The following is a 15,272-nucleotide window of genomic DNA, read 5'->3' as shown; positions in this document are numbered from 1 at the left end:
GGAAAAAGACCCGTATCCTCCCGCGACAGACGGAAAAAACGGAAAATACCGAACGCCTGGAGAGGCTTTCCAGTCCGAAATGAAAGACGGTGGCGACCGGTCCGCCGGACCGAAACCGAAACCTCCCGCATTCCCTTCACCACGCGTAGTAGTGTCCGTTCCCGTGCAAGCCGCCGGACGCGCCGGTGCGGGAATTCCAGGGGGTCGCGATGGGACCGAATGCGGCGAGCGGACCGGAGCGCTACCGGGCCGAGGGCTGGTGGCGCGCCGAGCTCCTGGACGACCTGGTGCTGCGGCACGCCGCGGACGGGGCGGGCGGCGCGGACCGGCCCGCGGTCGCGGGGCCGCGCCCGCTGACCCACCGCGGGCTCGCCGAGGCCGTCGACGCCGCGGCGCACCGCCTGGCCGGAGCGGGCGTGCAGGCCCCCGGCCCGGTCCTGGTGCAGCTGCCCAACTCCGTCGAGCTGCTCGTCCTCGCCCTCGCGCTGATCCGGGCCGGCCGCCCGCCGATCCTGGCCCACCCCGCCCTGCGCGAGCACGAGCTGGAGCCGGTCGTCGCCGACCTCGCCCCGGTGGCGGCCGCGATCCCGGCCGCCACCGGGAGCACCGACCACCCGGCCATGCTGCGAGGACTGCTCCGGCGCCGCCCCGGGCCGCACCCCCTGCTGGTACTGGGCCCCGGCGAGCGGCGGCCGGACGAGGCCGACCTCGCCGCGCTGTGCGCGCCCGGCGGCGCCCCCGCGCCCCGCCCGCACACCGCCGACCCACGCGACACCGCCCTGTACTTCCTGTCCAGCGGCACCACCGGGCCGCCGAAGCCCATCCCCCGCACCCACGAGGCGCTCGGCTCGGTGCTCCGCGCCGCCGCCGACGCGGCCGGCCTCGGCCCGGACTCGGTCTACCTTGCGGCGCTGCCCGCCACGCACAGCTTCACCTGCGCCCACCCCGGGATGCTCGGCGCGCTCGCGCAGGGCGGCTCCGTCGCCTTCGCCGCGACCGCCGACGCCGACGTGCTGCTGGAGCTGGCCGAGGAGCACCGCGCCACGCACACCGCGCTGGTCCCCGGCCTGGCCGAGCAGCTGCTCTCCCGGGCCGCCGACTCCGGCGCCGCACCGCGCTCGCTGCGCGCGGTGCAGGTCGGCGGGGCCCGGCTGGCCCCGGAGACCGCCCGCCGGATCAGGGCCGGGCTCGGCTGCCGCGTCCAGCAGGTGTACGGGATGAGCGAGGGGCTGCTGACCTTCACCCGCCTGGACGACCCCGAGGACGTCGCCGACCTGACCCAGGGCCGCCCGGTCGCCCCCGGCGACGAGCTGCTCGTGGCCGGGCCGGACGGCCGCCCGGTCCCGCCCGGGGAGCAGGGCGAGCTGTGGACCCGCGGGCCGAGCACCATCACCGCCTACGCGGGCCGCGCGGCCGGCGAGCCGGGCCGGTTCGGCCCCGAGGGGCACTACCGCACCGGCGACCTGGTGCGCATCGACGCCGCCGGGAACGTGGCGGTGACCGGCAGGGTCAAGGACGTCATCAACCGGGGCGGCGAGAAGATCGCCGCCGACGACCTCGAAGCCGTGATCGCCCGCCACCCCGGGGTGCGCGCGGCCGCCGCGGTCGGCTTCCCGCACCCCCTCTACGGGGAGGGGGTGTGCGCCGTCGTCGTCCCCGGCGGCCCACCGGACGGGGACGCGCCGCCCACCCTGCGCGGCCTGCGCGCGTTCCTGCGCGGCGAGGGCGTGGCCGCGTTCAAGCTCCCCGACCGGGTGCTGGCGGTCGACGCCCTGCCCACCGCCGGGATCGGCAAGGTCGACAAGGAGGCGCTCCGGCGCCTGGCCGCCGACCGCACCACCGACCGCGCCGCCGGTCCGGCCCGGGCCGGCTGACCGCCCCGGCCCTCCGCTCCCGCCGCGGCGGAGCCGGTCCCTCCGTGCTCCCCGCCCTCCCTCCACCGACACCGTGTGCGCGGTGCGCGCCGGGCCCGCCCGGGCGCACCGCCGAACCAGACCGAAAGGGCAACATGGAACAGTCGCCGACGACGGGGAAGGACGCCGTCGCCGTGATCGGCGCCGCATGCCGCCTCCCCGGCGGCATCACCGACCTGCACGGCCTGTGGGAGGCGCTCCGGGACGGCCGCGACCTGGTCACCGAGGTCCCCGCCGACCGCTTCGACCAGGCGTGGTTCCACTCCGCCGACCCGGACCGCCCCGGCAAGAGCTACACCTTCGCGAGCGGGGTGATCGAGGGGCTCGAGGAGTGGGACCCCGGCTTCTTCGGCCTCTCCCCCCGCGAGGCCGCGCGGATCGACCCGCAGCAGCGGATGGCGCTGGAGCTGGCGGTCGAGGCGTTCGACGACGCCGGGGTCGACCCGGCCGGGCTGCGCGGCTCCGCCACCGCGGTCCACCTGGGCGTCTACTCCCTGCCCTTCGGCGTCCTGCAGGCCCGGGACACGGCCTCGATCGACGTGCCGACCGCGCTGGGCAGCAGCGGGACGGCGGTGGCCAACCGGGTCTCCTACCACTTCGACCTGCGCGGCCCCAGCACGGTGACCGACACCGCCTGCTCCTCCTCCCTGGTCGCGCTCCACCGGGCCTGCGAGGAGCTGCTGTCCGGGCGGACCGGGCTGGCCCTGGCCGGCGGGACCAACCTCCTGCTCGACCCGTACGAGTACATCGTCACCGCCAAGGCGCGGATGCTCTCGCCCACCGGCCGCTGCCGGGCCTTCTCCGCCGGCGCGGACGGCTTCGTCCGCGCCGAGGGCGGCGGGATGCTGCTGCTCAAGCGGCTCTCCGACGCGGTCGCCGACGGCGACCGGGTGCACGCGGTCGTCCTGGCCAGCGGGACCAACTGCGACGGCCGCACCCCCGGCCTCGCCCACCCCGGCGAGGAGGCCCAGGAGGAGCTGCTGCGCCAGGTGCACGCGCGCGCCGGGGCGTCGCCGGAGGACCTCGGCTACCTGGAGGCGCACGGCACCGGGACCCGGGTCGGCGACCTGGTCGAGTGCACCGCGATCGGGCGCGCCCTGGGCACCCGCCGCGGCCCCGCCGGGCCGCTCCCGATCGGCTCGGTCAAGACCAACGTCGGCCACCTGGAGGCCGCCGCCGGGATGGCCGGCCTGCTGAAGGGGATCGCGGTGCTGCGCCACCGGGAGATCCCGCCGTCGCTGCACGCCGAGGTCCTCAACCCCGAGATCGACTTCGACGGGCTGGGGCTGCTGCCGGTGCGGGAGCGGCGCCCGCTGGGCGGCGGGGAGCGCCCACTGGTCGGGGTGAGCTCCTTCGGCGCCGGCGGCGCCAACGCCCACGCCGTCCTGGCGGCCCACGGGTCCCCGGACCGCCCCGCCCCGGCCGAGGGTCGGCGGCTGCCGGTCGTGGTGTCCGGCCACACCGGGGAGGCGCTGCGGCAGGCGGCCCGCGCCCACGCCGAGCGGCTGCGCTCCGCCGCCCCGGAGGAGTTCTACGACATCGCCCGCACCGCCTCGGTGCGGCGCGGGCGGCACCGGCACCGCGCCGCCGTGCTGGCGCAGGACCCGGCCGGGGCCGCGGAGCTGCTGGACGCGGTCGCCGACGGGGCCCCCGGGGCCGACGGCGCGAACACGGTGGGCACCGAGGGCGGCCGGGCCGCCTTCGTCTTCTCCGGCAACGGCTCGCAGTGGGCCGGGATGGGCGCCGGGCTGCTCGACTCCGAGCCCGCGTTCCGGGCGGAAGTGGAGCGCGTCGACGCCGCGCTCCGCCCCCACCTGGAGTGGTCGGTCGTCGACGAGCTGCGCGCCCCCGCGGAGCGCTCCGCGCTGGCCCGCACCGAGGTCGCCCAGCCCGCCCTGTTCGCGGTCCAGGCCGGCCTGGTCGCGGCCCTCGCCGAGCGGGGCGTCCGCCCGGCGGCCGCGGCCGGGCACAGCGCCGGCGAGGTCGCCGCCGCCTACGCCTGCGGGGCCCTCGATCTGGACTCCGCCGCGCGGGTGATCGCGGAGCGGAGCCGGGCCCAGGGGGCGACGGCCGGAACGGGCCGGATGGCCGCGGTGGGCCTGTCCCCGGCGGAGGCGGAGAAGGAGCTGGCGCCGTTCCGGGGCCGGCTGGAGATCGCCGGCGTCAACGGCGACACCGACGTCACCGTCTCCGGCGAGGCCGAGGCCCTGCGCGAACTGGGCGAGAGCCTGGCGCTGCGCGGCGTCTTCCACCGCGAGCTGGACCTCGACTACGCCTTCCACAGCCGGATGATGGACCCGGTCCGGGCCGGCCTGCTGCGGGCGCTGGACGGCCTGGCCCCGCGGGCCCCGCACACCCCGATGGTCTCCACCGTCACCGCGTGCCGCCTGCTCGGCGGCGAGCCCGACGCCGCCTACTGGTGGCGCAACGTGCGCGAGCCGGTGCTGTTCGCCCAGGCCGTCCGGGCGCTGGCGGCCGAGGGCTGCGACGTGTTCGTGGAGGTCGCGCCGCACCCGGTGCTGGGGGGCTACCTGCGGCGGGCGGCCGGGGCCGGCCGCGGGCGGGCCGCGGTGCTGCCGACGCTGCGCCGACCCGCCGAGGGCGAGGAGGCGGACGAGCGGGGCGCCCTCGACTCCGCCGCCTGCCGGGCCATCGCCGCGGGCGCGGCCGACCTCTCCGGCTTCTTCCCCGCCCCGGGGCGGGTGGCCGACCTGCCCGCCGTCCGCTGGCAGCGGGAGCGGCACTGGAACGGCGACGGCTCCTGGTGGGCGCCTCCGACCGGGGCCGGCCGCGGCCCCTACGAGCACCCGCTGCTCGGCCAGCGCGTCCCCGGCCCCGACCCGGCCTGGCTGGGCGAGGTGGAGCCGGCCCGCCTGCCGTGGCTGGCCGACCACCGGGTGGGCGGCGCCGTGGTGATGCCCGCGGCCGCCTTCGCCGAGATGGCGCTGGCCGCCGGGCGCCGCGCGCTCGGCGGCCCCGCCGAGGCCGCCTCCCTGGAGATCCGCCGGCTCCTCTCCCTGCCCTGGGAGGACCCGGCGATGGACGTGCGCACCCAGGTCTCGGTGCCGGACGGCGCCGGGGCGGTGCGCATCGCCGCCCGGACCGGCGGCGACTGGCGGGTGCACGCCGAGGCCCGGATCCGGCCGCCGGCGGGAGGCCCCCCGGAGCCGCTGGACGTGGAGAAGGCGCGCGCCCGGTGCGGCCCGGACCAGGGCACCGGCGGCCACTACGCCCGGATGGCTGAGGCCGGGATCGAGTACGGTCCCGCCTTCCGCCCGCTGCGCGGCCTGCACGCGGCCGGCGGCGAGGCCCTGGCCCGCTACGAGATCGCCGATTCGGCCGGGTTCGAGGTCTCCCCGGCCCTGATCGACGCCGCCCTGCAGACCACGGCGGCGCTGCGCGGCCCGGGACCGGACGAGGACGCGTTCTTCCCCGCCGCCATCGGGGCGGTGCGCCGCTGGCGCCGCCCCGCCGGCTCCGGGTTCATCCGCGCCCTGCTGCGCGAGGCCACCGCCGACGAGGTCGTCTGCGACCTGCTCATCACCGACGAGGACGGGGCCGTCTCGGTCGAGATCGAGGGGTACCGCGGCCGAAGGTTCCGCGCCGGCTCGTCCCGCCCGGTCCACTACTCCACCCGGATGCGCGCGGCGCCGAAGACGCCCCCGCCGCCCGCCGCCCTGCCCGGCCCCCGGGAGCTGGCCGGGGCCGCGGCGCCCGGGATCGGGGAGGCCCAGCGGGAGTGGGACCGCTCCGGCGGCCCCGCCTCCGACGCCGTGGCCCTGACCGTGACCGCGCACTACGCCGCCCGGGCCCTGGCCGGGCTGGCGGCGGGCGCCGAGTCCTTCGGCACCGCCGACCTGATCGCCGCGGGCGTGCTCCCGCACTACGACCGGCTCCTCGGCGTCCTCGCCTCGGTCGCGGAGGCGGAAGGGCTGCTGGAGGACGTCTCCGCTGACGGCGAACCGCCCCGCTGGCGGGTGTGCGGGCCCATCGACCCCGGACGCGCCATGGAGGCGTCCGCCTGGGGGTGGCCCGAGGTCGCCCCGGCCCTGATGCTCTACGAGCGCTGCGGGCGGCGCCTCCCCGAGGTGCTGCGCGGCGAACTCGACCCGGTGGAGCTGGTCTTCTCCGACTCCGGCGCCCGCCTGGCCCGGTACCTCTACGAGTCGATCCCCTCCTCGCGCGCGGCCAACCGGTACGCCGCCGCGGCGGTCGCGGCGCTGGCCGAGCGCTGGCCCGCCGGCCGCCCGCTGCGCGTCCTGGAGGTCGGCGGCGGCACCGGCGCCACCACCGCCGCGCTGCTCCCGCTGCTGCCCGCCGAACGCACCCGGTACGTCTTCACCGACGTCTCCCCCTCCCTGGTCACCGAGGCCCGCCGCCGGTTCGCCGACCGCGGCTTCGTCGAGTACCGCACCTTCGACCTGGAGGCCCCCGCCGCGGGGCAGGGGCTCGGCGAAGGCGAGTTCGACCTGGTGGTGGCGGCCAACGTGCTGCACGCCACCTCCGACCTGCGGGCGGTGCTGGGGCGGCTGGCCGGGGTGCTCGCCGACGGCGGCCGGCTCCTCGCCGTCGAGCACCACGACGCCGGGCAGCTGGCGATGGTGTTCGGCCTGCTGGACGGGTTCTGGTCCTACACCGACACCGACCTGCGCACCGGTTCCCCGCTGCTGTCCATGGAGCGGTGGGCCGCCGTGGCGGAGTCCTCCGGTTTCGAGGAGGCCGTCCGGCTCAGCGAGGCCGACGAGCGGTCGTCGGTGTTCCTGGCCCGGCGCTCCGACCGCTCCCCCGCACCGGCGGACCCCGCCCCCGCCTTCGGCGGCGCCCGCGTGCTCATCGCCGCCGAGCCCGGCGCCGAGGAGCACGCCCGCGCGCTCGAAGAGCGGCTCGCCGCGGGCGGGGCCGGCACCGAGCGGACCGGCCTCCACCGGTCCACCGCGGACTGGACCGAGGCCCTGGGGCAGGACGCCCCCGCCGAGATCGTGCTGCTCCTGGGCGACCGCCCGGAGGACGCGGAGGGTGGCGTGGAGGCCGCGGTGGAGCGCATCGCCGCGCTCCGGGCCCTGGTCCCGGCGCTCGAAGGCCGCGCCGCCCCGCCCCGGGTGTGGACGGTGACCCGCCCCTCCGGCGCGCTCCCCGCCCCGGAGCCCTGCGCGGCCCCGGCGGACGCCGCCACCTGGGGGGCGGCCCGCGTCCTCGACGGCGAGCTGCCCTGGCTGGACCTCAGGCACATCTCCCTGCACCGCACCTCCGATCCCGGCGCCGACACCGCGGCGCTCGCCGCCGAACTGGCCGACCCCGGCGACGAGGACGAGGTGCTGCTGAACGGGCAGGGGCGGTTCGTCCCCCGCCTCACCCCGCTCCCCCCGGCCGCGGGCAGGCCGGGGCCGGGCGAGGCGTGCCGGCTCAGGCTCACCGACCCCGGCCCCTCGCCCCGGCTGGAGTGGGTGCGCTCCGCCGCCCCGGAGCCCGCCGAGGGCGAGGTCCTCATCGACGTGCGGGCGGTCGCGGTGACCGCGCGGGACACCGCCGAGGCGCTGGGCGAGGCGCCCGCGCGCCCCGCGGACGGCGGCGGGTACGCCCTGGGACACGCCTGCGCCGGGGTGGTGGAGGCGGTCGGCGCCGGCGTCGACGGCCTCGCCCCCGGCGACCGCGTCTACGCCTTCGCCCCGGGGGCGTGCGCGACCCGGGTGCGCGCCCGCGCCGACATGGTCGGGCGGATCCCCGCCGGGACCCGGTTCACCGAGGCCGCCACCCTCCCCGCCTACCTGGCCGTGCAGCACGGCCTGGAGCACCTGGCCGGCCTCTCGGCGGGCGAGGTGCTGCTCGTGCACGGCGCCGGCGGGGGGACCGCGGCCGCCGCGATCGCCCACGCCCGCGGCGCCGGGGCCCGGGTCATCGCCACCGCCGAGCACCCCAACGGCCGCGAGCTGCTGGGCATGCTGGGGGTGGCGGACGTGCTCGACACCGGCGACCCCGACCTGGCCCGCAAGGTGTCCGCGCTGACCGGCGGGCGCGGCCCCGACGCGGTCTTCAACACGGCCGCCGGCGCCGCCGCGGCCCGCGCCCTGGAGCTGCTGGCCCCGGGCGGCCGGTTCGTCCAGGCGGCCGGCGGCCCCGCCCTGCCGTCCCCGATGCCGCCGCTCCGCGGCGACCTGGTCTTCGCCTCGGTGGACCCGGTGCGCACGGCCGCCGAGCGGCCCGCCGCGGCGGCCGAGCGGTTCGCCCGCCTCACCGAGCGCGTCGACGCGGGCGCCTACCGCCCGCTCCCGCTGGACCTGCACGAACCGGAGGGCGCCGGGGACGCCTACCGGGCGCCGCGCGCCCCGGCGAGCGCCGGGTGCGCGGTGGTGTCCCTGGAGCGGCCCCCCGCCGCGCTGCTCCCGCCGCGCCCGGCCGCCTTCGACCCGGACGGCACCTACCTGATCACCGGCGGGACCAGCGGGCTCGGCGCCGCCACCGCCCTGTGGATGGCCCGGCGCGGCGCCCGGCACCTGGCGCTGGCGAGCCGGCGCGGCGGCGCGGCCGAGGGGGTCCCCGCGCTGCTGCGGGAGCTGGAGGCGCTCGGCGCGCAGGCCTCCGCGCACGCCCTGGACGCGACCGACGCCGCGGGCGTCCGGTCGCTGATCGCCCGCTTCGCCGAGGAGGGCCGCCCGCTGCGCGGCGTGGTGCACGCCGCGATGGTGCTGCACGACGAGCCGTTCGAGGACGCCGACGACGAGCGGACCCGGGCCGTGCTGGCGCCGAAGCTGGGCGGCGCGCACGTCCTGGACCGGGCCACCCGCGGCATGGACCTCGACCTGTTCGCGGTCTACTCGTCGGTGACCTCGGCCATCGGCAACCTGCGCCAGGCCGGCTACGCGGCGGCCAACGCCGCCGCCGAGGCGGTGGTCCGCACCCGGCGGCGGGCCGGACTCCCCGGCATCGCGGTGCAGTGGGGCAGCATCCGCGGCGTGGGCGCCCTGGCCGAGGAGGACGTGGCCCGAGCCGTCGGCCGGCGCGGCATGGGCCTGGTCTCCGCGGACCGGGCGTTCGCCGCCCTGGAGGAGCTCATCGGCCGCGGCGCCGAGGTGGCCGCGGTGATGGACATCGACTGGGAGCGGCTCGCCGAGATCCGGCCCTACGTGGCGGAGCGGCCGCGGCTGCGGGACCTGGTCCCGGAGGCCGCGGTGTCCGACGCCACCGCGCTGGAGAAGGCCCGGCGCCGGCTGGCGGAGGCCCCGCCCGAGGAGGCCGAGGAGGTCGCCGCGGAGATGCTCGCCCGGGTGGTGGCCCGCGTGGTGGGCGCGCCCCCGGAGGGGATCGACCGCGGCCGCACGCTCGACCACCTCGGGTTCGACTCGATCATGGCGACCGAGCTGCTCGGGGCGGTCCGCAAGGAGTTCGGCTGCGACCTGGCGCTGGTGGAGATCGCGTCCGGGCCGTCCGTCACCGAACTGGCCGGGCGCGTGGTGGCCCGGCTGCAGAACGCGAAGGGAGAGGCGAAGTGAGGCTCGAAACCCGAACGTGGGGGGAGGGCGAGCGGACCGCGCTGCTGGTGCACGGGTTCGCCGGCGACTCCGGGACCTGGGAGCACGCGGCCGGCGCCCTGGCCGGCCTGGGCTACCGGGTGATCGCCCCGGACCTGCGCGGGCACGGCGGGAGCCCGCGCGGCTACTACAGCCCGCAGGCGCTCGCCGGCGACCTGGCGGAGACGCTGCCGGCGGGGGCCGACCTCGCGCTGGGGCACTCGGTGGGCGCGGCGCTGCTCGGGCTCGCCGCCGCCGAGCTGCGCCCGGCGCGGCTGGTCTACGCCGAGCCGTACTGGGGGATCCGGGCCGTCACCGACCTCCCCGACCCCCGGTCGGCGGCCCGGCTGGTGGGCATGACCGCGGAGGAGATCGCCGAGCGCAACCCGGGCTGGTCCCGCGCGGCGGTCGAGGCCGAGGCGCGCGCCCGCGCCCTGTGGGACCCGCGGACCATGGTGGACATGCACACCTTCGACATGCCGGCGCTCCCCGAGTCGACGGCGGCGCCCTCCCTCATCCTGCTCGCCGAGCGGCAGGGGCTGATCCCGGAGATCGACGGGTCCGGCGGGGAGGCGCGCGGCTTCGACGTCCGCACCGTCCCGGGGACCGGCCACATGCTCCACCTCGACGACCCGGAGGGGTTCTTCGCGGCGCTGCGGGGCTGGCTGGAGGAGACCGGGGCGGCGCATCCGGCGCACCCGGCCGGGGCGTCCCCGGGCGCCGGGGGGCGGGAAGCGGAGAGGACGGCATGACCGCCGATGCACGGCCGCTGAAGGCGCGGCTGGCCGCGATGCCCACGGCCGAGCGGGAGCGGCTGCTGCTGGACGTCGTCACCGAGTGCACGGCCGCCGTGCTCGGCCACCCCGACACCCGGGACCTGGAGCCCGACATGGAGTTCGCCGAGGCCGGCGTGGACTCCATCGCCGCGGTGGAGATCCGCACCCGGATCTCCGCCCGGCTGGGCGCGCCGGTCCCGCGCGATCGGTTGAACGCCGCCCCGACCTTCGCCGAGGCGGCCCGGGTCCTGCAGGACCTGTTCCCCGGGCCGCAGGACCGGACGCCCTGATCCGCTCTCCCCGATGGTCTCGGCGCCGCGGGGGCATCAGAGCGCTCCGATGCCCCCGCGCAGCGCCGGGATCACCGCCCCGGGCCCGCCTCCCCGCTCCGGCGGGAGGGCGGGCCGTCCCGATGAACGACCCGACCGACGAGGGGGAGCATGTCCGTTTCCGAGCCGGCCGGCCCGGTGTGGGCGAGGGTGCCGATGTCGCTGACGGCGGCCGTCCCCGTGGGCACCGGCCCCGAGGTCCTGGCCCGGCTCCTCGCGGACGCGGCGGCCGCCGTGGAGCGGGCGTCGACCGGGGAGGCCTGCCCGGGCCGGGCCGAGGTGCTGCTGCCGCCGCCGCACGCCCGCCCCGACGGCCCCGGACCGGCCATGCGGCGGGGCGCGGGGCGGTGCGGCGCCGTCACGGTGCTGCTGTGGTGCTGGGCGGAGCGGCGGTGGGGCGCGGGGGAGGCGTCCGCCGTACTGGCCGATTTCCGCCGGGCCGCCGCCGCGGCGCTGGCCCGGGCCTGGCCGGACGGCCCGGCCTGGTCGCCGCTGGTCCTCCCGGCCGACCCGGTGCTCCTGGAGGCGGCGGCCCGGACCGGGGTCGTCGTCCGCACCCGGGAGCCCGCCGGGGCGTCCTCCGGCCCTCCGCGGTGACGGCGGGGCGGCGGAGAGGCGCACGGCGGAAGGGCCGCGCGGGGCGATCCCCGCGCGGCCCTTCCTTTCCGGCGTCGCTCAGCCGACGCCGAGCAGCGGGGCGTTCTGCCTGCCGAAGACGTAGTCCTGGACCGCGTCGGCGAACTCGTCGACGGAGAGGTAGCCGCTGCCGTCCCTGTCCAGCTGCTCGAACACGTCCGTGGGGTCGGCCTCGCTCATCCCGATGGCCTGGAGCCACTTGCGGAACTCCGGCTCGCTGATCTGCCCGTCGCCGTCGGTGTCCAGCACGGCCGCGAGCGCCTCCACGACCGGGCGCGCCCGCTGGGTGAATTCGCTGTCGCCCAGGCTCAGGATCGACTCGTCGGAGAGCCGGATGAAGTCGTCCTTCGAGATCCGGTTCTTGCCCACGGCCTGGGTGATGCCGTCCCACATCTCCAGGTAGGCGTCGATGAACCTCTTCCCCTTCGGGCTGTTCTGCTGGCCGAGCGCCTGCACGACCCGCTGCGTCTCCTGCTCCATGTCGGAGCGGTCGACCACCCCGTCCCCGTTCTTGTCCCAGAGCTCGAAGCGCTTCTCGAAGCGGGCCTTCTCCTTGCCGTTCGGCATCGTCTTCTCCTTGAAAAAACGGAATTGGTCTCCCATGAACGGAACGCGCCCGGGGCAGCGCCGCACAGACGTGTCCACGACCGAAAAAGTACCTCACCTCTCACACCGATAAACCCCCGGCCACTCAAAGGGCGAAGATTTTCTCCGCACTCGCAGCAGAGATCGGGCCAGGGGAATGAATGCACCATGGGGCACAAGCGTGCGATATTTCCAGGAGCCGGCCGTGGACACCGATCCACCGCCGCACAACGGCACAAAATCCGACTAGGCCCCGGAGCGGACACGAATCCCATTCCCCTTCAAAGCGCCGAAGCCAGAATTTTCAAGCGAACCGCACCGATCAATGAGCGGGCACCCTTGCCGGGCATTTCAAAGCAGAAGAGCATCCATTTTCCCGCCCTTGAATTCGGCAATTCCAGGTAATTTCCTCGGCGCTCTCCCCCCGACTCCGCCGAGCGGCGCGAACCGGACGGCATGGACCGGGCGGCATGGACCGGACGGCGCGGACCGGGCGGCCCGCGCGGTCGGGGATACTGGGAGGCCGGTTCGGCTCGGGAGCGGGGAGGCTGCGGACGGGATGCGCTCGGCGGTTCGGCCGGGGGTGCGCGCTGCGGTCCTCGCGGCCGCGGTGGCGGCGGCCGTCGCCGCGGGGTTCCACGCACCGGGCCCCGGCGAGGTGCGCGCCTGGATCGAGGCGGCCGGGCCGGCCGCGCCCGCGGCCTACCTGGTCTGCTATGTCGCGGCGGCGCTGGTGTACGTGCCGCGCCCGGCGCTGAACGCGGCGGCCGGGGTGCTCTTCTCCCCCTGGCTGGGGGTGCCGCTCGCACTGGCCGGAGGGGTCGCCGCCGCCCTGGCCCAGTTCTGGCTCTCCCGGTTCCTCGCCCGGGACTTCGTCGCGGCGCGGCTGCCCCGGGGCGCGGCCGAGCGCCTGGACCGGCTCACCGAGCGGCACGGCCTGCTCGCGGTGGTCCAGCTCCGGCTGCTCCCGGTGCTGCCCTTCTCCGCGGTCAACCACGGCCTCGGGCTGACCTCCCTGGGCGCCGTCCCGTTCACCGTCGGGACCGCGCTGGGCGGCCTGCCGGCGACCCTGGCCCTGGTGCTGCTCGGCGACGCGGCCGCCGACCCGCTCTCCCCCGCCTTCCTGGCCTGCGCCGCGCTGTTCGCGCTGCTGTGCGCGGCGGGCCCGGCCCTGCACCGGTGGCGGCGCCGCTCCGCGCGCCCGGGGACCGCACCCCCGATCGCCGGGCCGCCCCCGGAGGACCCCGCCGAAGAACCGGACGCGGCCGCCACCGGGCCCCGAAGCACCACGGGGCATCGGGACGCCGCCCCGCGGCCGGGGCGCTGAACCCGCCGCAGGCAGAGCCCGGCGCCACCCGTCCGACCACCCGATGAGGCGTGCGGCCGGGCGCTCCGAAGGCACCCGGACGCCGCCCTGCGGCCGGCCGGCGCCGCGGAACCGGTCCTCTCCGAGCGCGCCGGCGGCGGGTCAGCCGGCGCCGGGCCGGTCGGCGGTGCGGGCGGCGCGCCACTCCGGGGCCAGCACCGACCAGACCTCGGTGTCCTGCCGGACCCCGCGGTACAGGGAGTCCTCCCGCAGCACCCCGTCGCGGACCATGCCCAGCCGCTCGGCCACACTGATACTGGCCTTGTTCTCCGAGGCGACCAGCCACTCCACCCGGTGCATCCCGCGCTCCTCGACCGCCCAGTCGATGATCACCCGCACCGCCCGGGTGACCAGGCCGCGGCCGGTGGCGGCCGGCTCCAGCCAGCAGCCGGCCTCGCAGGTGCCCTGGGCCGCGTCGAAGACCCGGAACAGCACCCCGCCGACGAGCCGCCCGTCCAACCGGATGCCGTACAGCCGGCCGGTGTCGGCGGCGGCCTTGTCCGCGTAGTTCTGCAGCCAGGCCCGCGCCGAATCGAGATCGGTCACCAGGTCGGGGAGCCCGACGTAGCGCCCGATGTGCTCCCGGCCGCGCTCCATGTGGGCCAGCAGCTCCTCGGCCTGCCAGGGCTCCAGCGGCCCCAGTTCCGCCCCGTCGCCCAGGGGAATGGCGAACATCGTCCTCGTCCTCCGCGGTGGTCGTATCGGTGGACGGATCCTCCCACGCCCCCCGGACGGCCCCGACCTCCGGATCCCACCCGCCGGAAGGCGGCGCCGCACGGTTCCCACCGGCGCCCGGCCGGCCGGGCCGCCCGCGTCCAACGGGACGGGCCCCGGCCCGGCCCGTTCAGTACGATGCCCTGATGTGCCTCTACGCCGCGGCCCGCTACAAGCTGCACTACGTGTGCGTCTCGTGCCGCATCGGCTTCAAGCGGCATGCCGATCCGCAGCGGGAGCAGCCGTGCCCCGGCTGCGCCCGGCCGCTGGCCTGCGCCGGCCGCGACTTCGCCGCGCCGCCGAGGCGCGATGCGGCCGGGTGGTCCGTGGTGGCCGCCGTCCTGGGCGAAGGGCTGCGCTACGAGGGGCGGTCGGTGTGCGGCTGCACCCGGGAGCCCCGGTACCGCCCGCGGACGCGCGCGCAGCTGCGGGCCCGCAGGGACGCCGCCGCGCGGGAGGGCCTGCCGCTGTCCGAGGTGCTGTCGCGGCCGGATCCTTCGACACCGGTAGATGACGACCCCCGCCGCTGAGCGCACGGCCCCGGCCCCACTCCCGGCCGGACGGACCACGACCGGCGACAACGGCGCAGGTAGAGACAGAGCAAGGCCCACCACCCGAGCCCGGCACCCCACGGGGCGAAGGTCCAAGCAGGCGGCGAGGGCGGGAGGGAGGCCGGCCGATCGGGCCGGCGCGGCACCCCGCAGAGCGAAGCTTCAAACAGGCGGCGACGGCAGAGGTAGGGACGGGCCGAGCGCCCCAGCCGAGCGCGGCACCCCACAGGGCCGGGGTTCAGGCGGGCGGCGAAGGCGGGTGGGGCACCGGCCGGTCGGTCAGGCGCGGCGCCCCACGGGGCGAAGGTTCAGACGGGCGGCGACGGTGAAGGTAGGGCCGGGGTACGGGAGTCGCCCGGGCACGGCGCCCCACGGGGCCGGGGTTCAGGCGGGCGGCGAAGGCGGCGGTGGGGGACCGGCCGGTCGGTCGGGCGCGGCGCTCCGCGGAGCGAAGGTCAAGACGGGCGGCGACGGCGCCGGCAGGGGCGGGGCAAAGGCAATCGCCCGGGCGCCGGGCCCCACGGGGCCGGGGCTCAAGCGGGCGGCGACGGCGGGTGGGGGACCGGCCGGTCGGTCGGGTGCGGCAGAGCAGGGCGGGAGTGGTCGGGGCGGGCAGTGGGGGCGGGATCGCCGTGCCCGCGCCGCCCGGGCGCCGGGGCCGGCCGCCCCTGAAACCGCTCCCCCTCCCTGACCTGGGCGAATACCCACGGTGATGGCGGGGAGGGGCGCCCTGCGCACCGCGAGAGCACCCCGGTGATTCCCAGGCGCGCACCCTGGGCCGGATCGGGCCCCTGAGGCCCTGATTCGCCCTGATCGGGCCGGTGTTCGGGGGTTCGAGCCACCCGCAAGACCGGGATGCAGGGGGGCCGAAACCCAGGAGAGGCAGGGGTGAGGGCG

Annotated in this window: 9 protein-coding genes; 7 read left to right on the top strand and 2 right to left on the bottom strand. The window is 77.9% G+C overall.

What is annotated here, in order from left to right; all coding sequences use genetic code 11:
* Positions 1-209 precede the first annotated feature (209 nt).
* From D459_RS31935 to D459_RS0116835, 5 genes are all read left to right on the top strand, one after another.
* Complete coding sequence (locus D459_RS31935; protein ID WP_020380218.1) at positions 210-1,874, top strand: AMP-binding protein; 1,665 nt, start codon at positions 210-212, stop codon at positions 1,872-1,874.
* Between the two features lie 134 nt (positions 1,875-2,008).
* On the top strand, positions 2,009-9,400 hold the full coding sequence (locus tag D459_RS0116850) for a type I polyketide synthase (RefSeq protein ID WP_026120466.1): 7,392 nt from the start codon (positions 2,009-2,011) through the stop codon (positions 9,398-9,400).
* Positions 9,397-10,170, top strand: a complete 774-nt coding sequence (locus tag D459_RS0116845) for an alpha/beta fold hydrolase (protein ID WP_017594182.1) — start codon at positions 9,397-9,399, stop codon at positions 10,168-10,170. The genes D459_RS0116850 and D459_RS0116845 overlap by 4 nt, the downstream gene beginning before the upstream one ends.
* Positions 10,167-10,484, top strand: coding sequence for an acyl carrier protein (locus tag D459_RS0116840; RefSeq protein ID WP_017594181.1), 318 nt, complete (start codon positions 10,167-10,169; stop codon positions 10,482-10,484). The genes D459_RS0116845 and D459_RS0116840 overlap by 4 nt, the downstream gene beginning before the upstream one ends.
* A 150-nt stretch (positions 10,485-10,634) precedes the next feature.
* Complete coding sequence (locus tag D459_RS0116835) at positions 10,635-11,120, top strand: hypothetical protein (RefSeq protein ID WP_017594180.1); 486 nt, start codon at positions 10,635-10,637, stop codon at positions 11,118-11,120.
* Between the two features lie 78 nt (positions 11,121-11,198).
* On the opposite strand, the gene D459_RS0116830 is transcribed toward D459_RS0116835, so the two are convergent.
* Entirely contained in the window at positions 11,199-11,726 is a 528-nt protein-coding gene (locus D459_RS0116830) for an EF-hand domain-containing protein (protein ID WP_017594179.1), read from the bottom strand.
* Positions 11,727-12,327: 601 nt separating this feature from the next.
* On the opposite strand from D459_RS0116830, the gene D459_RS31930 reads away from it, so the two are divergent.
* Positions 12,328-13,071, top strand: coding sequence for a TVP38/TMEM64 family protein (locus D459_RS31930; RefSeq protein ID WP_241485066.1), 744 nt, complete (start codon positions 12,328-12,330; stop codon positions 13,069-13,071).
* Between the two features lie 141 nt (positions 13,072-13,212).
* Here D459_RS31930 and D459_RS0116820 read toward each other — a convergent pair whose 3' ends face one another.
* The gene (locus D459_RS0116820; protein ID WP_017594177.1) at positions 13,213-13,785 is read right to left on the bottom strand and encodes a GNAT family N-acetyltransferase; all 573 of its coding nucleotides are present in this window, start codon (positions 13,783-13,785) and stop codon (positions 13,213-13,215) included.
* A 185-nt stretch (positions 13,786-13,970) separates the two neighbouring features.
* Between D459_RS0116820 and D459_RS0116815 the strand changes: the two genes are divergently transcribed.
* A complete protein-coding gene (locus D459_RS0116815; RefSeq protein WP_017594176.1) occupies positions 13,971-14,354 on the top strand; it encodes a hypothetical protein in 384 nt (127 codons plus the stop codon).
* The last annotated feature ends 918 nt before the right edge of the window (positions 14,355-15,272 follow it).

Source organism: Nocardiopsis potens DSM 45234, assembly GCF_000341105.1.
Lineage (GTDB): Bacteria > Actinomycetota > Actinomycetes > Streptosporangiales > Streptosporangiaceae > Nocardiopsis_A > Nocardiopsis_A potens.
This window is presented reverse-complemented; position numbering and strand designations above follow the sequence as displayed.